Genomic DNA, 18,814 nt, shown 5'->3' with positions numbered 1-18,814 from the left:
CCGGGGGCGGGGTAGGCCCCGAAGGTGCCTACCCCGCCGAATGGAACAGTCCGGTCAGCTGCTCAAGGCAGTGATCGTGAGGGTGGTGCGGTAGCTGCCCTTCGCGATGCTGTCCGGGATCTTCAGATCCAGGTCAGCGCCGAGCTTGGCGCCGCCACGCGGGTGCCCCTGCGCGGCCGCGGCGAGCGCGCTGGAGACCGAGAGGCCCTTGCCCTGGTCGTCGAGGGACGACAGGACCGGGGCACCGGCCTCGGCGCCCGCGCCGGCGTCGAGCACGTACGGGGCCCAACCGAGGTAGGAGCCGGAGAACTTCTTGTCGGCGTCCTGGAAGTCGCCGACGTTGGCCGAGATCGACCACGGGGCGAGCGAGCGGCGGCTGTCCGACACGAGGATCGGGTTGATCTTGCCGTTGGCCTGGAAGTAGGTGCCGTTGCGCTCCTGCGCGGTACCCAGGTCGACCAGACCGTTGTAGCCGTCGATCGTCCAGCCGAACTCGCCCGGAGCCGGGTTCGGCACGTTGACCTGGATGGCCTGGCCGTCACCGTGGAACGGGTGCACCGTCACGTTGTCGACGATCGAGCCGACCGGCTGACCGTCCGGGGTGTTGACGCAGGACAGGCCCTTCTCGACGGCCGCGTTCGGCGCCGCGCAGGTGCCGCTGCGAACGTTCGCGAGAACCAGCTTGTCGCCGCGAACCTGCACCTTGACGTAGCTGCGCACGTGCTCCTGGTTCTGCACGGAGTTGTACCAGTACTTGTTCGCATCCAGCGGGTCCGGGCCGTTGCCACGGATGCCGGTGCCGGTGGCGTCCGGCTTCTTGATGTCGTAGTACTTCGAGCCGGAGGCCGAGTTGGCCGTCACGTAGATGACGCCACCCGGGCCGGGGAACACGTCGGCAGCGCCCGGCTTCTCAGCCGGGTTCTCCTTCTGGCCGTTCTTGATGGAGTAGCTGCGCGAGTAGCTGTGGTCGTGGCCCTGCAGGACCATGTCGACGCCGAGGTTGGAGAACGCGGTGGTGAAGTCTTCGCGCCGCTGCTTGTTGTCGGTGTCGGTCGCGTGGCTGGCCGGCGAGTAGATGGAGTGGTGGTAGACCAGCACCTTCCACTTGGCCTCGGAGCCGTGCTTGTTGATGACGTCGGTGACGTACGCGACGTGCGCAGCGTCGCCACCGGCGGAGCCGTCCGCCGGGTTGGCGTAGCTGTTGCTGTTCAGGTCGATGAACAGCACATCCTTGTGGATGAACCAGTAGTCGCCGCCGGACCGGGTCGCCTGGTCCCCGTTGTAGTACGCAGACGAGCGGTCGGTGTTCGGGGTGAAGTGGTGCTGCTCGTACGACTTGCCGCCGACGTCGTGGTTACCGATGGTGGCGACGAGGGGGATCTGACGCAGCTGGTCGGGGGCCAGGAACGAGGTCCACTGACCCTCGTCGTTGGCGCTCTCGACGTGGTCGCCGGCGGAGACCAGCAGCTCGGCGTTCGGGTTGGCCGCGGTGGCGACCTTCAGGGTGTCCTCCCAGCCGGCCTGGTCCTTCAGCCGGTCACCGGAGGAGCCGATCTGCGGGTCGCCGAAGAACAGGAAGTCGTAGTCGCCCTCGAAGTCCTGCGTCTTGAAGGCGTACGCCGGGGACCAGCTGCCCTCGGCGCCGACCCGGTACGAGTACGCCGTCTTCTCACGCAGGTTGCTGATCGTGGCGTGCCGGTTGAAGCCGGTGGTGGAGGTGTTCGCCGCACCGACGGCGTCGAAGCTGACCGCGCCGGCCGGGAATTCGCCGTTGACGATCTCGGCGGTCGGGGCGAGCTGGATCTTCTGCGCGGTGTCGGCGGAGGAGTACCAGCTCACGATGCGCTGGGTCTCGTTGGCGCCGACGCCGAGGACCACACCGGTGATCGTGGTGGGCTCGGCCGCGCTCGCGGTGGCCATCAGGCCACTGCCGAGGGCCGCGCCCAAACCGAGGAACCCGGCTGCGACCCCGGCGACCAGGCGCCGCCGCACGAGCGCGGAGGCCCGTGTCGAGGTGCTCAATGTCATCGACATTGTTCCCTTTTCAAATAGAGAAATGGATTGTGCCTTCACCCGACGCTGGGGAAGCAATTCCACGCTTTCGCCGCCCGATGAACCGACCATGAACGTGATCTTGCGAGAGACTGCACTTCACGAACTACTTAGCCCTACTCATGATCCAGAAATGCGCTGCACAAACCAGATCAACCCCATAATGGACACGGCTGCGGAAACAGCCCCGGTCGCCCAGAGGCCGGCTTTCGGCGCATGGCGGCGCAGCACGAACAGCAGCGGGAAGACGGCAGCGATAATCGTCAACTGAACGACCTCGATGCCGACGTTGAATACCAGCAGCGACCACAGCAGCGTCCACGACCACGCCTCGTCGATACCCAGCGCGCCCGCGAAGCCAAGGCCGTGCACGAGGCCGAAGCAGAACACCACGCCGAGGCGGGTCCAGCCGGCCCGATCCAGGCTGAAGTGCCCGCGCCCGGCCGTCTCCAGGTCGGCGGCGTGCTCACCACGCCGCCAGATCCCCCACAGGTGCCAACCGGCGACGACGGCGATCGACAACGCGATGATCGGCTCCACGATCACCCCCGGCACCTCGACCAGGCCGAGCGCGGCGAGCATGAACGTCACCGAGTGCGCCAGGGTGAAGCTGGTGGCCGCGAGCACGATCTCCCGAAGCCGCCGAGACCCGGCGATGAGCGCCAGCAGGAACAGGATGTGGTCGATCCCGGTCAGCAGATGCTCGGCGCCCAGGAGGAAGAACTCGCCGAACCGCTCGTACCAGGCCTGCGCGGTCGAGAAGGACGGGTTGGCGGCGTCGAGCGCCGCGCTGCCCGAACGGCCGTCGATCTCGTAGGTGACGATCGTCTTCGTGCCCTTGACGTAGCCCTCGCCATCCGGGAAGAGGCCGCTGCGCACCACGTGCTCGTCGACCCGCTCCGGACAGGTCCAGTCGAGCAGCAGGTCCGCGTACGGCACGCCCTCGCGCTCGCCGATCGTCGCGTCACCCACCTGGGTCGGCCGGCAGGCCGCACCCCGGGAACTCACCGAGAACCGGTCGGAGACGTACCCGAGAACCGCCGACGCGTGACCCTTCAGGGCGGCGGCCTGGGCGGTGGTGTCGCCCGCCTCGAACGCGGCGGTTCCCGCCTGGAAGAGCGGGTCGTCGTCGCCGGCATCCGCGGCGGACACGACGAGGAGGTCGTATTCGAGCTCCACCTCGGTTCGAATGTGACCCTCATCTCCCGCCACAATTTTCGCGTACACAGTCGACGAGAAGCCGTGCGCTGACGCCGGTTCGGCTCCCAGAAACGGAACCACCGCTGCGGCGAACCCGACAGCGGCGACGATAACGGTACGGCGGATGCGGCCTGACATTCGACTCCCTCGGTTGGCCAGTGCACGTTGCATGCCGTGGGTGAACACCAACCCGCGCACCGACGAACCGCCGGAGAACAACTTCCCCGAACGACCGCCCACCGATTACCGGTGGCCGGAATTGAGATAGGAATACGAAGAAGTACGCGCACTTTCCGCCACCACCCGGAGGACGATCACCTTGCGCCCCCCGCTTCGGGCCGTTGCCATGCTGGCCGCGACCGCCGCGCTGGTCACCGCCTGCAACTCCAGCGACGACTGGTCCGAGCCACGTCCGACGCCCAGCGCCATCGGCGCTCTCGGCCCGGGGTTCGTCGACCCCTCCACGAAGCCGGCGCCGGAGGCGACCATCACCCCGCAGCCCGGCTCGTGGGCCGACGTCCACCCGCCGAAGGACTACCGGGTCGTCCTGTTGACCAGCGGTGCGGACAACCCGACCAAGGCCCTCGTGACGGCGGTGAAGGAGTGGGCCGACGACGAGCACGTCGACCTGAGGACGATCGTCGTCGGCAATGCGCACGACACCGTTCCCAGCATCGCCAAGGCGATGGAGATGGGCCCGGACCTCATCGTCAGCGCGGGCAACGACCTCATCGACGGGCTCGCACTGGTCACCCCGAACCACCTGGACGAGAAGTTCCTCGTGGTCGGCGCGGAACTCGCCGAGCCCACCCACAACGTCACAGCGGTCGACTGGGACGGCGCGTCGTTCCGTGGCGAAGGGCTCGGGATGTCCTCGACGTACGACCCGAACTCGTTCACCGCGGACCGGTGCGCGGCGGCCGTCCGGGCGGGCGTGGCCGCTGTCCTCAACGACCTGACCGGGCTCGTGGTCTGGCTCTGACGCTCGGGCTCCGCCGCGCAGCCGCGCGACCCGGCGCGGAGGCGGTGCACCTCCGCACCGGGCCTGCGGGTCACCCGGCGGAACAGGTGGGAGTCATCCCCGCACCGGTGCCGCTGCCCTGGTAACCGAACTCGGTCGACTGCCCGGCCGCGATGGCGCCGTTGTAGGCGACATTGGTGAACTGAACGGTCCCGGTGCTGCCGCTCCGGTTGGCGCTCCAGATGCTGGTGATGCTGGCACCCGACGGCAGAGTCATGGTGACCGTCCAACCGTTGACCGGCGCGGTGCCGGCGCTCACCCGCACCGTGGCGACGAAACCGCCCGTCCACTGGTTGACCGACACCGTCGCCGCACAGCCACCACCGGTCGGAGGCGGCGTGGTCGGCGGCGGCGTGGTCGGGGGCGGCGTGGTCGGCGGCGGGGTGGTCGGGGGCGGCGTGGTCGGCGGCGGGGTGGTCGGGCCGTCAGCCAGGACCGGGGTCGGCCAGTCCCGCCAGTCGGCCAACCGGCCGAGCGCCCTACTGGAAATCCGGATCACACCCGGCTCGTTGCCCGTCTTCAGCAGGAACTTGCGGATGTTGTTCTGCAGCGGGGTACGCCACTCGGGGCGGTTGGCGCAGTGGCTGCCGTCCTGCACGTCGGACCAGTAGGTGATGTTGTCGCCGACGCCGAGCGCCTTGTAGACCTCGGCGCCGCCCAGGGCCGCGACGCTCGCCGACCGGGGGCCGAGGTTGGCGATGTGCGGGTTGTCCATGATGAACAGTCCGCGCGGTGCCACCATGGCGACCATCTCGTGGGTGTCCACCGGGAGCCGGTTCGGGCTGCCGGTGAAGGAGCCGAACGCGTCACCCAGCCAGGGTTGCTCCCCGTACGCGCTGCTCAGGCTCTGCGCGCCCTCACCCGGGATGCCCCGGAAGATGGGGACGCCGGCGCTGCCCGATTCGATCGGCATGGTCAGGGCGATGCGCTGGTCGAACACACCGATCGCGAAGGCACCCTTGCCGTAACGGGAGCAACCGGTGACGCCCATCGCGTCCGCCTTGAGGATCCTGCCGTCGGACTGCTCGATGACGTCGATGATCCGACTGACGCCCCACCCCCAGGCGGCGAGCAGTCCGGTGCTGCTCGATGAGCCGTAGATGCTGTAGAACGCGCCCTGCTTGTTGTTCCGGGGAGTGCCCTCGCGGCCGACCGCCAGTGGGTCGTAACTGATCACGGCAGCGCCGGCGGCCTTGATGGTGGCCGTGTCCGCGCCGAACCCGCCGACGACCACGACGGCCGGGAACGGACCGGTGCCGCTCGGCAACTCGACCCGCGCGGAGAAGGTGGAGCTCCTGCCGTTGTGTGTCACGTTGACGGTGATGCTGCTGTTGGACACCGTCCCCGTGACCGTCGCGGGCTTGGCGGGCTTTTCGCCGAAGACGAACTTCTCGGCAAGCTCCTTGATCTCCGCCCGCCGGCAGCGCCAGTCGGACCTGGCGGTGATGGTCGTCCCGTTCAGCTTCTTGAAGGGGTCGGGAAGCTTGGCGTTGGTGGGCAGCGAGCCCAGGTCAGGCAGACCGGACACCGCGCAGTCGGCGCCCTCGTCCTCCACTGCCGCGGCCAGCGTGCCTACGGCGGCTTGAGCGTTCGTCGTTCGTGTCACTACCGATACCGATCCGGCGACCGTGAGCGCTGCCAGCGCCAGCACGACGACCGGGAACCGGGTCCTGGAACGGCCCGAGGGGATGGTCACTAGGGGTCTCCTTCCGAGGTGGTGGTTACAGGAAGGGACGAAGCGAGATCGATGATCACGATTGCCAGCCACGTCAAGCCTGAGGCGGCTCATCGCAAGATGTCAATGTTTTTCCGAAAGTTTCGGGCCCGTTGTATCGAAACCTTTCGACGCCAACGGCCGGCTCGACGGCCGGCATCACGTCCGCGCCGAGCACCGACGGCACGATCGTGGCCGGCTGTCGAAACCGCTCATCGCGGCCCGCGGTCCAGGAACTCGTACGTGGTGGTCAGGCCCTCGGGCAGGTCGGGGACCAGGGCGTTGGTGCCGTCGACCACCTGGACGTAACGCTTGCCCTGGAAGATCGAGTAGCTGCCATCAGGCACCTGATCGATCCGGAAGAGCTGCGTCGAGGCGGCGGCATCACACGCCCGGCCGCGTACGCTGCCCGGCGCGGTGTCGTGCACGGCGGTCATGCAGATCGCGTCGGCACCGGACGCCAGGACGATCCGGTACCTGTCGCCCTCGGGGCGCAACACCCACAGCGCCCGATCGTCGACGCCCTGTTCGGTGGTGGCCCGCACCTGATCGCCGTCACTGTCGATCGCCAACGTGGCCCCGCGCATGCCGGGCAGCACGATCTGGACCTGCCGCCGGCCGCCGAGGATCTCCTGCGGCCCCGCCGAGGCGGTCGCGGACGGGACCACTGGCGGTGCGACAGGGGTGGCCGGTCCGACACCGGGCGTCTCGACGTTGTTCCGCACCTGCACCAGGGCGGTGCCAGCGGCGAGGGCCACCACGGCCAGCCCCGCTGCGCCGACGGCCGTCCGACGCCGCCGACGCCGGTCGCTGCGGTGCCGCAACGTCTGTGCCTCCGGCAGGATGGTGACTCGCCGGACCTCGTCCACGATCGCGGTGAGATCGTCGCGCGGATCAGCCATGGGAGGTCTCCTCCTGGTGCGCATCGGTCAGCAACCCGGCCATCGCTCTCCGACCACGGGCGAGGTACGTCTTCACGGTTCCGACGGGGGCCTGCATCTCGGCTGCCACCTCCGCGACGCTGAGGTCGTTGAGATGGTGCAGCACAACCGCCCGCCGCTCGTTGGCGCTCAACCGTTGCAGCGCCTGCAACAGCGCGACGTGGTCCTCGTTCAGTCCGGGCACGCCCTGGTCGACCGCGGCCCGGCGGTGCGCGCGTACCCGGTTGAACGCCTTGCGCCAGCTGCTCACCGCGATCCGGGAGGCCACCCGGCGGACCCACGCCTCCGGACTGTCCGTCTCCCGCACCGTCGCCCACCGCTGCCAGGCCCGCATGAACGCCTCGGCGACGGCGTCCTCCGCCTCGGCGCGGTTGCCGGTGAGCGCGTACACGTGACCCACGACCCGACCCGCACAGGCCGCGTAGAGGGCGTCGAACTCTTCGGCGTCACGCATCCGACCGGTGCCCTCCCATGCCTCGTCCCCTGGTCACCGCCGCATGGAACTCGCAAGGGTGGACGGGTCACGTCGGCGCGGGGCGGGATTGTGGCCTGTGTCACACCAGGGTGATCAACCTAACGACCTGGTCAGGCGTCATCGTGCCGACCCGGGAGACGCCCGTGGCGGAGAGGACGATGTGCGACGACGGCAACGACGCGCCCTGACAGCCGGCGTACTCGCGACCGCGCTGGTTGCGGCGAGCCTGACCGCCCAACCGGCGAACGCGCAGGAGAAGCCGACGGCCACGGTCCCCGGCACCCACGGGACCTTCACCCTGATCACCGGGGACCGGGTTTCGCTGGACGCGGCCGGGCGCCCACAGATCCAGCGCGGGCCGGGTCGGGCCGGCATGCGGTTTTTGAGCAGCCGGGAGGACGGTCACCAGTACGTCATCCCGGTGGACGCGATGCCGCTGGTGCGGGACGGGCGGCTGGACCGACGCCTCTTCGACCTCAGCGCGCTCGGTGAGTTCGGCTACGACGACCGGGCAGCCGAGTTGCCGCTGCTGGTCGCGTACCCCGAGAACATGGCGGCGCGGGCACGGACCGCGACCACCGGGGGTGCCGGGCGGGTGCGGGCCGACCTCCCGGCCGCGCACGCGCTCGCGGTCCGGGCGGACCGGGACGACCGGGTGACCCTCTGGACGTCGCTGACCCGAGGTACGCCGTCCGCGCGCACCCTCACCACGGGGGTCAGCCACATCTGGCTCGACGGCAAGCGCACGGTCTCCCTCGATCGCAGCGTGCCGCAGATCGGCGCTCCGGCGGCGTGGCAGGCCGGGTTCGACGGCACCGGCGTCACCGTCGGCGTGCTGGACACCGGGATCGACGCCGGCCACCCCGACTTCGCCGGCCACCTCACCGAGGTCCGGGACTTCACCGGCGGCAACGACCCCGGCGACTCGGTCGGCCACGGTACCCACGTCGCATCGACGATCGTCGGTAGCGGCGCGGCCTCCGGCGGAAGGTATCGCGGGGTCGCGCCGGGGGCGAAGCTGCTCGTCGGCAAGGTCTGCGCCACCACCGAATGCCAGGACTCGGACATCATCACCGGAATGCAGTGGCTCGCGCCGCAGGCCCGGGTGGTCAACCTGAGCGTGGGCGGCGACGACGCACCCGGCCTCGACCCGCTGGAGACCGCGGTCCAGGAGCTGAGCCACCAGTACGGCACCCTCTTCGTGGTCGCGGCCGGCAACGAGGGGAAGCCGAAGTCGGTCTCCTCGCCGGCCTCCGCCGACGACGCTCTCGCCGTCGCCGCCGTAGACGCCGACGACCAGCGGGCCTACTTCTCCAGCCGCGGCCCGCGCGTCGGCGACAACCACATCAAGCCCGAGATCAGCGCGCCGGGCGTCGACATCGTGGCCGCCGCCCCCGGCGGCGACTACGCCACCATGTCGGGTACGTCGATGGCGACCCCGCACGTGGCCGGCACCGCCGCGATTCTCGCCGGGCAGCACCCGGACTGGACCGGCCCGCAGCTCAAGGCCGCCCTGATGGACTCGGCCAAGCCGACCGGTGAGGACACCATCTACGAGCAGGGCGCCGGCCGGGTGGACATCGCCCGCGCTGTCGCCCAGCCGGTCGCCACCGACATCGCCGCCATCGACTTTCCGGTGCAGCGCTGGCCGCACGCCGACGACAGCCCGATCACCCAGGTCGTCGGCTACCGCAACACGGGCACCGCGCCGGTCACCCTGACGCTGGCCATCGCCCCGGCCCCCGCGGGCATGCTCACCGTCAGCCCGGCCACGCTGGTGGTGCCGGCCGGTGGCCGCGCCGAGGCGACGATCACGGTGGACACCCGAGTGGACGCCCCGGACGGCGTCTACCAGGGCGCGCTGACCGCGACCGGCGCCGGCGACCTGCGGGTACGCACGCCCTTCGTGTTGAACCGTGAGATCGAGAGCTACGACGTACGGCTCGACCACACCGGACGTGACGGCAAGCCGGCCACCGAGTACACGACAGTGGCGGCGAACCTGACCACCGGCGAGTTCAGCACCCTCCCCGGGACACCGGGCGGCGGCATCCTGCGGCTGCCCAAGGGTCGGTACGCGTTGTACAGCACCATCCACGAGGGTGCGGTGTCGACCCTGCTCGCGCAGCCGGTCCTGGACGTACGCGGCCCAGTCACCGAGGCGGTCGACGCCCGCAACGCCAAGCCTGTCGCGTTGACGGTGCCGCAGCACGACGCCGCGCCGATCTCGATCAACGTGAGCGCCAACTGGGACGACGGCCTGCGCTACCCGGGCGTCCAACTCAGCGGAGTGTCAGTCACTGACGTCTTCTTCGGCCGGCTCGGACCCGCCGTCGCGGCACCCGAGTTCACCGCGACGCTGGGCGTCGGGCTCGCCCGGCCGGGCAGGGACGGCACCTTCCGGAACAGCCCCTACACCTACGACCTGGCGTACGTCGGCAAGGGCGACATGTTCACCGGCCTGACCAGGAAGCTGTCACCGAAGAACCTGGCCACTGTCAAGACGACCTACCGCAGCCAGTCCACGACGGCGACGGCCACCAGGTTCCACCGCGCGTCGGCGCCCGGAGGCGCGGGCCCGATCGGATCGAACACGCCTGTCGACCTGCCGTTCAAGGGCACCGAGTACTACAACACCGACGGTGGCATCGTCTGGACGTCCACGTTCGTCGAGGGGGACAACCTCACCGCGCAGGATTCGACCTTCAGGTCGGGGCGTACGTACACCCAGACCTGGAACGCGGCGCCCTTCGGGCCGTCCGTGACCCAGGCGCCGACCCTGTCACCACTGGGGTACGCGGGCCGCGACGGCGACACCATCTCGATCGCGTCGGTGCCCCTGTTCGGCGACGCGACCGGTCGCCCCGCGAGCCGCGACGACCAGCCGGTGCGGTTCCGACTGCTGCGCGACGGTAAGGAGATCGGCACCTCGGACAGCGCGTGGGCCGAGTTCGCGGTGCCCGCCGGGAAGGCCACCTACCGGCTGGAGGCGACCGCCACCCGAGGCGCACCGGACATCCTGTCGACGTCGGTCTCGGTGGCCTGGACCTTCACCTCGGCGCACACCACGTCGCCGGAGCGGTTGCCTCTGACCACGGCTCGCCCGACGCCCGTGCTCGACGACACCAACACGGCACGGACCGGCCGGATCATGACGATCCCGGTGGCGCTGGACCGGCAGGCCGGCTCGAAGGCCGCGCCCAACCGGACGCTCGCCGTGTCCGCGTCGTTCGACGACGGCCGGACCTGGGTCGCCCTGCCGGTGATCCGGAACGTCGCGCTGATCAGTCATCCACGACGGGCCGGATTCGTCTCGCTGCGACTGACCGCCACCGACACCGCCGGCAGCACGGTCACGCAGACGATCCAGCGGGCCTACCGGATCGCCTGACGCACTACCCGGTCCGGGGCGGCTGCTGGAGAGCCGCCGCCCCGGACCGGACCTCAATGCCTCGGTGCCTCGGTGCGTCGGTGTCTCGGTGCCTCAGGCGGTGAGGGCACCGTCGATGGCGATGGACGCGCCGCTGATGAAGGTGGCCTCGTCACTGAGCAGGAACGCGGTGAGCGCGGCGACCTCGTCGGAGGTGCCGGCTCGTCCGGTCGGCTGCGCCGAGAGGTAACGCTCCGCGATCTCCGGGGCCTGGCTGACCACGCCCTGCCAGAGCGGGGTGTCGATCAGGCCGGTGACCAGGGCATTCACCCGCACACCGGAGCGCGCCACGTCGAGTGCCGCCGAGCGCGTCAGACCGATGACCCCGTGCTTCGCCGCGTTGTAGGCGGCCTGGGTCCCGTCGCCCTTGACGCCGGAGACCGAGGCGTTGTTGACGATCGCGCCACCGCCGGAGGCGATGATCGCCGGAAGTTCGTACTTGAGGCCGTAGAAGACGCTCGTCAGGTTGAGGGCGAGGGACCGGTGCCAGTTGTCGCTGTCGGTCTCGCGCACGCTGGCCATCGGGCCACCGCCAGCGTTGTTGAACGCGCCGTCCAGCCGCCCGTACTCCGTCACCGCGGCGTCGACGAGCCGCGCCATGTCCTCCTCGACCGTCACGTCGGTGGGCACGAAGAGGGCGCTGCCGCCCCCGTTCCTGATCTGCGCGGCGACCTCCTCGCCGCGGTCCTTGTCCCGGGCGCCGATGACGACGCGGGCCCCTTCCGTGGCCGCCCGCTGGGCGAACGCCAGGCCCATGCCCTGCGTGCCGCCGGTCACGACCAGCACCTTTGCTTCCAACCGTCCAGACATCTCGTCTCACATCCACTTCGACTGGTGAGCCGCCACGGGGCCCGCAGGGCTCTTGGTGAGACGGAACGCTAGCCGTTTCTGGAACGTTCGACAAAGTAACGACACTCACAGGTGGCGCTCTCGCAGGGTGCGGCATCTCCTCGGCTGGGCGCTCTTAGCGGCCAAACCCTCTGATTTAGGCCTGACAATCACGCATGATGGCCCTGTAACCGGCGGCACATTCTTTGGTGATCGTTCCATAAAGTCGTTAGCGTTGGGCGGGTTGCCCGAACCCACACAAACCACTCTTAAGGAACAGCCATGCCCACAGGTCGCGCCGCCCCGGAGTCCCAGCGGTGGAAGGCCCTGTTGTTCATCTCCATCGCTCAGCTGATGGTGGTGCTCGACGGGGCGGTCATGAACATTGCGCTCCCCTCGGCGCAACAGGCGCTGCACTTCACCGACGGGAGCAGGCAGTGGGTGGTGACCGCGTACGGTCTGGCCTTCGGCGGTCTGCTGCTGGTCGGCGGCCGGATCGGTGACATGGTCGGGCGCAAGCGCACCTTCCTGATCGCGCTGGCCGGCTTCGCGATCGCCTCGGCCATCGGCGGCCTGGCCGTCAACGCCGCGATGCTGCTGCTCGCCCGTGCACTCCAGGGTGTGTTCGCGGCCCTGCTCGCGCCGGCCGCGCTCTCGTTGCTCTCCCTGTCCTTCACCCAGCCGAGGGAACGCGCGAAGGCCTTCGGCGTGTTCAGCGCGGTCTCGATCGCCGGCGGCGCTGTCGGCCTGATCGTGGGAGGGCTGCTCACCCAGTACCTGAACTGGCGCTTCGCGATGTTCGTCCTCGTGCCGATCGCGGTCATCGGGATCCTGGGCGCCAGTCGCACCGTCCACGACGACGGCGAGCGGCACCGCGCCCGACTCGACCTGCCCGGCGTACTGCTGGCCAGCTCCGGACTCGTCGGCCTCGTCTACGGGTTCGGTGTCGCCGAGAGCCGCGGATGGTCGGCGGGGGTGACCATCGGGTCGTTCACCGCCGGGGTGCTGCTGCTGGCGACCTTCGTCGTGGTGCAGGCGCGGGTCACGTCCCCCTTGCTGCCACTGCGCGTCCTGACCGAACGCAATCGGGCCGCCGCGTACCTCTCGGTGGGCCTTGCGATCGTCAGCATGTTCGGGATGTTCCTCCTGCTCAGTTACTACTTCCAGCAGGTCAAGGGATGGTCGCCGGTGCTGGCCGGGTTGGCGTTCATGCCGATGGCCGTGCCGCAGGCCATCGGTGCCACGCAGATCGGCGCCCGACTCGCGCACCGGATCGCACCCCGGCCGATCATGGTCGGCGGGTACCTCGTCACAGCTGTCGGTCTGGTGCTGCTGGCCTCGCTCGACGCGGACAGCGGCTTCCTGGAGATCGCGTTCGCCGAGGCGGTGATCGGGCTCGGCATCGGCACCGCGTTCATGCCCGCGATGAGCATCTCCACCCATGGCGTCGAGCCCAAGGACGCCGGTGTCGCCTCCGCGATGATCAGCTCGTCGCAGCAGGTCGGCGGGTCGATCGGCACCGCGCTGCTCAACACCATCGCGACCAGCTCGGCCGCCACCTACCTGCTCTCGCACGGTGGCCCGGCGGCGCGGGCCCAGGAGCGGAACGAGGCGCTGATGCACGGCTACTCGGTCGCGTACTGGGTCGCGGTCGGATTCGTGGTTGCGGCGGCAGTGGTCTCGGTGGCCATGGTGAACGCCGGGGCCCCGAAGCACGTCCCGACCCCGACGGACGCCCCCGGGGACGTCACCCCGGTGCCCGTGCACTGATCGCTGTCGCGCCTGTCGATCCGGGCGCGGTGACCGAGGACACGGTGCACCGACGCCGCTGAGAGGGTGGAATCAGGGGTGTGAGCAGAGAAGGCACCGGCGAGTGACGCCGTGAGGTCCACTCTTTCGAGCCGCGATCCGGGTTCGTCCAGCACTGGCACGACGCCCGCGGCGAACGAACCGATTCGGGCGACGCCTGCCCATCGGCAGCGCTGGGCGGTGCAGACCATGGCTGTCGCGCCCGACGACGAGGTGCTGGAGATCGGCTGCGGTCGGGGAGCTGCCGTCTCCCTGGTCGCCGACCAACTCACCACCGGTCGGATCGTCGCCATCGACCGCGCCGCGACGATGGTGCGGCTCGCGACCGAACGGAACCTGAGCCACATCGACGCCGGCAGAGCCGAGATACGGCGAGCGGGGTTCGAGTCGGCCGACCTTCCGACCTGCCACTTCACCAAGATCTTCGCGGTGAACGTCAGCCTCTTCTGGTTGGGCGACGCGGCGCAGCAGATCGCTCGGATGCGCAGCCTGCTGGCGCCGGGAGGACGGCTCTACGTCTTCGGCGAGCGGCCCACCGAAGCGCACGCCACCGCGAACCTCACAGCGACCGAAGCACTGCTCGAGACCCACGGTTTCGCCACGACGACGTCGAGCGCCACCCGTGGTCGGGGCCGGGTGCTGACCTGTGTCACCGGCACGCCGATCCGGTGAGCCTGGGCTGATCGCAGCGTCGACATGAGCCGGGCGGGCTCGGCGTGACGCCGAGCCCGCCCGTTCCGGGTCAGTCGAACTTGATCAAACAGGGTCAGCGCTGCAGGGTCAGCAGACCCGGCCGGTACGGCAGCAGGCCGTAGTCGACGCCGTCGGAGCTGGGGGAACGCCCCTGGTAGAGCAGTTGCAGGTTGCAGGCGTCGACCGTCATCGTCTGGTCGGCGTTGGTGCGCAGCAGCTCACCGTGGCTGATGTCGTTGGTCCAGGTCGCGCCGCTGTTGACCTTGCCCGCGAACGGGTTGCTCTGGGACGCGGCCTGCGGCGTCCACGAACCGTTCAGGCTGGTCGCCGTGAACGAACGGAAGTAGCGGCCGGTCGAACCGATCGCCTCGACGATCATGAGGTACTTGTTCAGACCCTGCAGCTTGTAGACCTGCGGGGCCTCGAACAGGTTGTTCGTGGTGTCGCTCATGATGGTCGTGTAGCTGCTGCCGAAGTTGCCCGGGAAGTTCCCGATCGGCATGCTGGCCCGGTAGATCTTGCCGTTGTCACCGGCGAAGAACAGGTACATGTTCGTACCGTCACCGATGAGAGCCTGATCGATCGGACCGGTACCGGAGCCGGTGATGCTTCCGGTGAACAGCGGCTGCGCTGCGGACCAGCCGTTCGGGTTGGTGGGGTTGGTCGAGGTCCGGTAGGAGAACGCCGTGCCACCCCACTGGTAGGCCAACACCCAGATGTTCTTCGGCGCGAAGTAGAACAGCGACGGCGCGACGGTGCCGGAGTTCATCCCGGTCTGGGTGGCCGAGGCCATCTGCGAGTAGTTCGTGAAGAGACTGAAGTTCATCGAACCCCAGCTGGACCCGAAGTCGTGCGTGGTGGCGTAGACCAGTTGCTGGCCGTTGTAGGGGGCGACGGTGAAGTCCTTCAGCGACACCCAACCCGACTTCGGGTTCGCCAACACCCCGGTGGAGGACCACCGGTACGTCGAGGGAAGGTCGCACGTGCCGCCCGGCGGCGGAGTCGTCGTCGGCGGCGGCGTGGTTCCGTCGACGCGGACGAACTGCCACTGCTGGTTGGCGCCGTTCCAGTCGTCGTACTGCACGATGTTTCCGCCGTCGGCGGTCGAGGCGCCCTGCACCTCCATCACCTTGTTGCTGTTCCGGTTGATCAACCGGACGTAGCCGCTGTCCGAGTCAGCCAGCCGGAACTGCTGGTTGGTGCCGTTGAGGTCACTCCACTGCACGATGCTGCCACCGTTGGCGGTCGAGAAGCCCGAGACGTCCAGCACCTTGCCGGACAGCCGCGACTTCACCCGGTAGTAGCCACCACCGGAGTCCACGAACTGCCACTGCTGCTGGTTGCCGTTGTTGCGGGCCCACTGGGTGATCCGGGCACCGTCATTCGTGGCCAGGTTGTAGACGTCCAGGGCCTTGCCGCTGTTGCGATTGACCAGCACGTACCACGCGTTCGTGTCGACCGACGCCGCGGCGGCGGGAGACGACACCACCGCTACGGCAGCGCCACCGACCATCAACGCCGCCGCGCTGGCGGCGAGGATGCGGGGCAACCACCAACGCCGCCGTGACGGCGTTGCGATCGATGGAGACCTATCGAGGGCAGACATGATCCTCCTCCAGTGACCAAGAGCCGAACGGCCTGCCCGAGGGTGGGCGTACCGCGACGCGTGGCCGAGCGCGCAGGCGTCAGAGAGTTAGCGTTAACAAGACGCCGACGCGCAGTGGCGCACGCCTGATTCGAGATCGACGAAGCAGGGCTTGCCCGGAAAGCCAAGGTGTCGTCGTCCTTAGGCATCGACTGTGAGCGATAACATGCCGTTCGTCAAGACGTAATGTGCTGGGAACATCTACCGCTGCCGGGCTGCGGATCTTGGGGTGAAACGTCTTGAACCGCATTCCCGCAGGCATCGCCCCAGATCCCCCGCGCGGGCAACCGCCGGGCCCTTGAGGAGGCCCCGCGAGCGCGTTAACATCGACGACTGCCCATCGCCGGCGGCTCGCTGGTGGCGCCGGTGAACTCAGCCTGACAAGTCGACCGGCAGGAGCGCTGGCGCGGCGACGGTCAGGAAACGATCGCCGTGCGAGTCAAGGCCCAGGGGCCGGGGTACGTCCGAGTCAGACCGCGCCGCGATCGACCAGGCTGAACGTGGTGATCAGCGGGGCGTCGCCGAGAAACTCGACGAAGATCTCCTTCTTGGTCGGGCTCCACTGCACCGGGCCGTACTCCTCGCTGATGATGGCGTAGGAGGGGCGCCCCTTGTCGTCCTTGCCGTCACGGTCTATCGCGAACAGAGTTGCCTTGGTCGGCCGACAGTCGGCTCCCACGAGCGACTTGTACCCCTGGGAGTCGAGCTTGACCCCGAGGCACGGTCGGTGGGCGATCTCCGGGTTCACCGACTTGATCATGTAGTCGACACCGACTGGTTCGAGCACGAAGAGCGCATCCTTGCCGGTTCCGTTGCCGACCTCGACCTCGCCGTGAGACGGCAGCGACAGGTCACCGTCGATCTCCACCACGTGCAGCAGGATTCGCCGCTGACCGGCCAGCATGGCCTGGGTCGGGTCCGCGCTGGCCGACGGTGAGGCGGACGGCTTGCCCGACGCAGGCGTGGACGTCGTGGCCGCCGGCCCGCTCGTCGTCGGGCCACCGCTCGGCGTCGAGCCGGCCCGGTCCGGTTTGGACAACCCAGTCAGCAGTCGCGGGCCGAACAGGAAAGCGGGCACCAGCACGGCGATCACCGCAGCGGTCGCCCCGAGCGCGGTGAGCCAGCCACGCCCGCGTGGACCCGCGCGACCGGCCGTGGCCAGACCCGACGGCGTCGGCCGCGCGCCCTGATCATCACCGCCGGCCGCGGACGACACACTCGGCGGCGTCACGCCCGGGAGTTGAGCCGGCCCGCCGGCACCCACCGGAGACGCTGCGGTCAACAACCCGTCGAGCAGCTCCCGGGCGGTGGGACGGGCAGCGGGGTCCTTCTCCAACGCCCGGGAGACCAGCTCCCGCAACGGCCCACCGAGCCCGGTCAGGTCCGGCGGTTGAGTGAGGATCCGCATCGCGGTGGAGGTAGCGGAGTCGCCCCCGAACGGGCTGCGGCCGGTCGCGGCGTAGGCGACCAGGGCGCCCCAGGCGAAAATGTCCGCGGCCGGGCCCGCCGGACGACCGGAAGCCGTGTCGAACCGCTCCGGAGCCATGTACGAGATGGTCCCGACCATCTGGTTGGTCCGGGTGTGCTGGCTCGTCGCCTCGAACGCTCGGGCGATGCCGAAGTCGATGACCTTGATCCCACCCGGTGCGACCAGGACGTTCGCTGGCTTCAGGTCGCGGTGGATCACCCCTGCGCCGTGGATGGCGGTGAGCGCGGTGGCCACCCCGACAGCGATGCTGTGCAGCCGCGCCGCCCCCAGTGGGCCCTGTGTTCGGACCACCTCGGCCAGACTGGGGCCCTCGACGTACTCCACCACCAGGTACGGCGGGTCGTGGTCCGGATCGGCGTCCAGGACCTCGGCTGTGCAGAACGGTGGAACCTGGCGGGCGCGGTTCACCTCGCTACGGAACCGACCCCGGAACTCCTCGTCGTGCGAGAGGTCCGCACGGACGACCTTGACGGCCACCCGCCGCCCCTGCGGCGAACGGGCCAGGAAGACACTGCCCATACCCCCGTCGCCGAGCCGGTCGAGCACCTCGTACCCACCGAGGCGTGCCGGGTCACCGGGACGCAACCCGTCGCTCACACCAGATGTCCGCAGATCGCGACCACCGCGCGAACCGTTCCGCCCATCACCCGTTCCCCTCAGGTCACTCCGACGCCGGCCGCAGCCTATCGTCCGCCCACCGAATCCCGTCGATGCCGTCCACCAGTCGGCCACGACCGGGGCCTGTCGTCTCTCGCGGCTGGCGCTACTGAAGCCGCCCCTGTCCGTCTGACCGGGCAGGGGCGGCTTCCGCCGGAACGAGACCCTTACCGCTTCGAGGCCCAGAAGACGTAGACAGCGCCGTACGGCACGGCCACCGTCGCGCCGTCGGTGCAGGCACCGGCCGGGGCGACGCCACCCGACGTCAGCAGACGGCTGATGTACGCGACGTTGCTGAGAATGCCGGTGCCGGCATGGGTGTCCACGGTCAGCAGCAGCTCGGGGATGGTCCCCGCCCGTGGGCTCTCCGCGGTCTTCTTCGCCGTGATCAATGAGCCGTCCCGCTCGGACTGCCAGCTCGGGCCCTTGAAGTGATGGACCCGGCCGCCGGTACCGATCAACTGGGCCTCCGGCACCGATGCGCCGGTGAACACGCCGCCAGCACATGTGTAGGTCTGCGTTCCGCGAGTGACGACGTACGCACCAACGGGGCGCGATCCCGCCGGTGGCTTGATTGTGGAGGCGATGCGCGGGATGTCGACCCGGCGTGCGTCGGCGCCCACAGCAGCTGGCGCGGCTACCTCGCCAGCGGACGCGTGCTGGGTCACCGCGCCGATCGCCGCCACCACACCTGCCATACCGACGACGGCAACCGCTCGGACCCGCGAGTGAAACGTGCTGAGCATGCGATTCCTCCGTTTCAGGCAGGCGCACCTACGCCCACTTTCCTCCTGCACGGACGGCATGCGTAGAACGATCAAAATGGATCCCGATTTGAACGACCATTCACCTGGCGGAGG

General features: G+C 69.3%; 13 protein-coding genes. 4 read left to right on the top strand and 9 right to left on the bottom strand.

The genetic code is table 11. From position 1 onward, the window contains the following. Window positions 1-54: 54 nt before the first annotated feature. Window positions 55-2,028 carry a purple acid phosphatase family protein gene (locus tag GA0070561_RS07805; protein ID WP_091397006.1) on the bottom strand — a complete coding sequence of 658 codons (1,974 nt, stop codon included), beginning with the start codon at window positions 2,026-2,028 and terminating at the stop codon, window positions 55-57. Between the two features lie 144 nt (window positions 2,029-2,172). Next, entirely contained in the window at window positions 2,173-3,450 is a 1,278-nt protein-coding gene (locus GA0070561_RS07800) for a HupE/UreJ family protein (protein ID WP_244166086.1), read from the bottom strand. Between the two features lie 121 nt (window positions 3,451-3,571). On the opposite strand from GA0070561_RS07800, the gene GA0070561_RS07795 reads away from it, so the two are divergent. After that, entirely contained in the window at window positions 3,572-4,234 is a 663-nt protein-coding gene (locus tag GA0070561_RS07795) for a type 1 periplasmic-binding domain-containing protein (RefSeq protein WP_091397000.1), read from the top strand. A gap of 70 nt (window positions 4,235-4,304) precedes the next feature. Here the strand turns inward: GA0070561_RS07795 and GA0070561_RS07790 are convergent, their stop codons facing one another. The 3 genes from GA0070561_RS07790 to GA0070561_RS07780 form a co-directional block, all read right to left on the bottom strand. Continuing rightward, complete coding sequence (locus GA0070561_RS07790; RefSeq protein ID WP_244166085.1) at window positions 4,305-5,969, bottom strand: glucuronyl esterase domain-containing protein; 1,665 nt, start codon at window positions 5,967-5,969, stop codon at window positions 4,305-4,307. A gap of 230 nt (window positions 5,970-6,199) precedes the next feature. Next, window positions 6,200-6,889 carry an RICIN domain-containing protein gene (locus tag GA0070561_RS07785; protein WP_091396994.1) on the bottom strand — a complete coding sequence of 230 codons (690 nt, stop codon included), beginning with the start codon at window positions 6,887-6,889 and terminating at the stop codon, window positions 6,200-6,202. Continuing rightward, window positions 6,882-7,382: a sigma-70 family RNA polymerase sigma factor gene (locus GA0070561_RS07780; RefSeq protein ID WP_091396991.1), complete on the bottom strand. Its 501-nt coding sequence runs from the start codon at window positions 7,380-7,382 to the stop codon at window positions 6,882-6,884. The genes GA0070561_RS07785 and GA0070561_RS07780 overlap by 8 nt, the downstream gene beginning before the upstream one ends. Before the next feature lie 181 nt (window positions 7,383-7,563). Between GA0070561_RS07780 and GA0070561_RS07775 the strand changes: the two genes are divergently transcribed. Further along, the gene (locus GA0070561_RS07775) at window positions 7,564-10,794 is read left to right on the top strand and encodes a S8 family peptidase (RefSeq protein WP_167362344.1); all 3,231 of its coding nucleotides are present in this window, start codon (window positions 7,564-7,566) and stop codon (window positions 10,792-10,794) included. A gap of 93 nt (window positions 10,795-10,887) precedes the next feature. On the opposite strand, the gene GA0070561_RS07770 is transcribed toward GA0070561_RS07775, so the two are convergent. Beyond that, complete coding sequence (locus tag GA0070561_RS07770) at window positions 10,888-11,610, bottom strand: SDR family NAD(P)-dependent oxidoreductase (RefSeq protein WP_244166084.1); 723 nt, start codon at window positions 11,608-11,610, stop codon at window positions 10,888-10,890. A gap of 333 nt (window positions 11,611-11,943) precedes the next feature. Here GA0070561_RS07770 and GA0070561_RS07765 point away from each other — a divergent pair, with 333 nt between their 5' ends. Beyond that, a complete protein-coding gene (locus GA0070561_RS07765; protein WP_091396983.1) occupies window positions 11,944-13,431 on the top strand; it encodes an MFS transporter in 1,488 nt (495 codons plus the stop codon). A 228-nt stretch (window positions 13,432-13,659) separates the two neighbouring features. Beyond that, window positions 13,660-14,142: a class I SAM-dependent methyltransferase gene (locus GA0070561_RS07760; protein ID WP_141710331.1), complete on the top strand. Its 483-nt coding sequence runs from the start codon at window positions 13,660-13,662 to the stop codon at window positions 14,140-14,142. A gap of 94 nt (window positions 14,143-14,236) precedes the next feature. Here the strand turns inward: GA0070561_RS07760 and GA0070561_RS07755 are convergent, their stop codons facing one another. From GA0070561_RS07755 to GA0070561_RS07745, 3 genes are all read right to left on the bottom strand, one after another. Continuing rightward, window positions 14,237-15,769, bottom strand: coding sequence for a non-reducing end alpha-L-arabinofuranosidase family hydrolase (locus GA0070561_RS07755; RefSeq protein WP_091396978.1), 1,533 nt, complete (start codon window positions 15,767-15,769; stop codon window positions 14,237-14,239). A 508-nt stretch (window positions 15,770-16,277) separates the two neighbouring features. Further along, window positions 16,278-17,894 (bottom strand): serine/threonine protein kinase, encoded by a 1,617-nt coding sequence (locus GA0070561_RS07750; protein WP_091396975.1) that lies wholly within the window; start codon window positions 17,892-17,894, stop codon window positions 16,278-16,280. Between the two features lie 227 nt (window positions 17,895-18,121). Beyond that, on the bottom strand, window positions 18,122-18,700 hold the full coding sequence (locus GA0070561_RS07745; protein ID WP_091396973.1) for a DUF3455 domain-containing protein: 579 nt from the start codon (window positions 18,698-18,700) through the stop codon (window positions 18,122-18,124). Between the last annotated feature and the right edge of the window lie 114 nt (window positions 18,701-18,814).

Origin of the sequence: Micromonospora saelicesensis, assembly GCF_900091575.1 — a bacterium.
Lineage (GTDB): Bacteria > Actinomycetota > Actinomycetes > Mycobacteriales > Micromonosporaceae > Micromonospora > Micromonospora saelicesensis.
The sequence above is the reverse complement of the archived record's forward strand: the minus strand, read 5'-3'. Positions and strand labels throughout refer to the sequence as shown.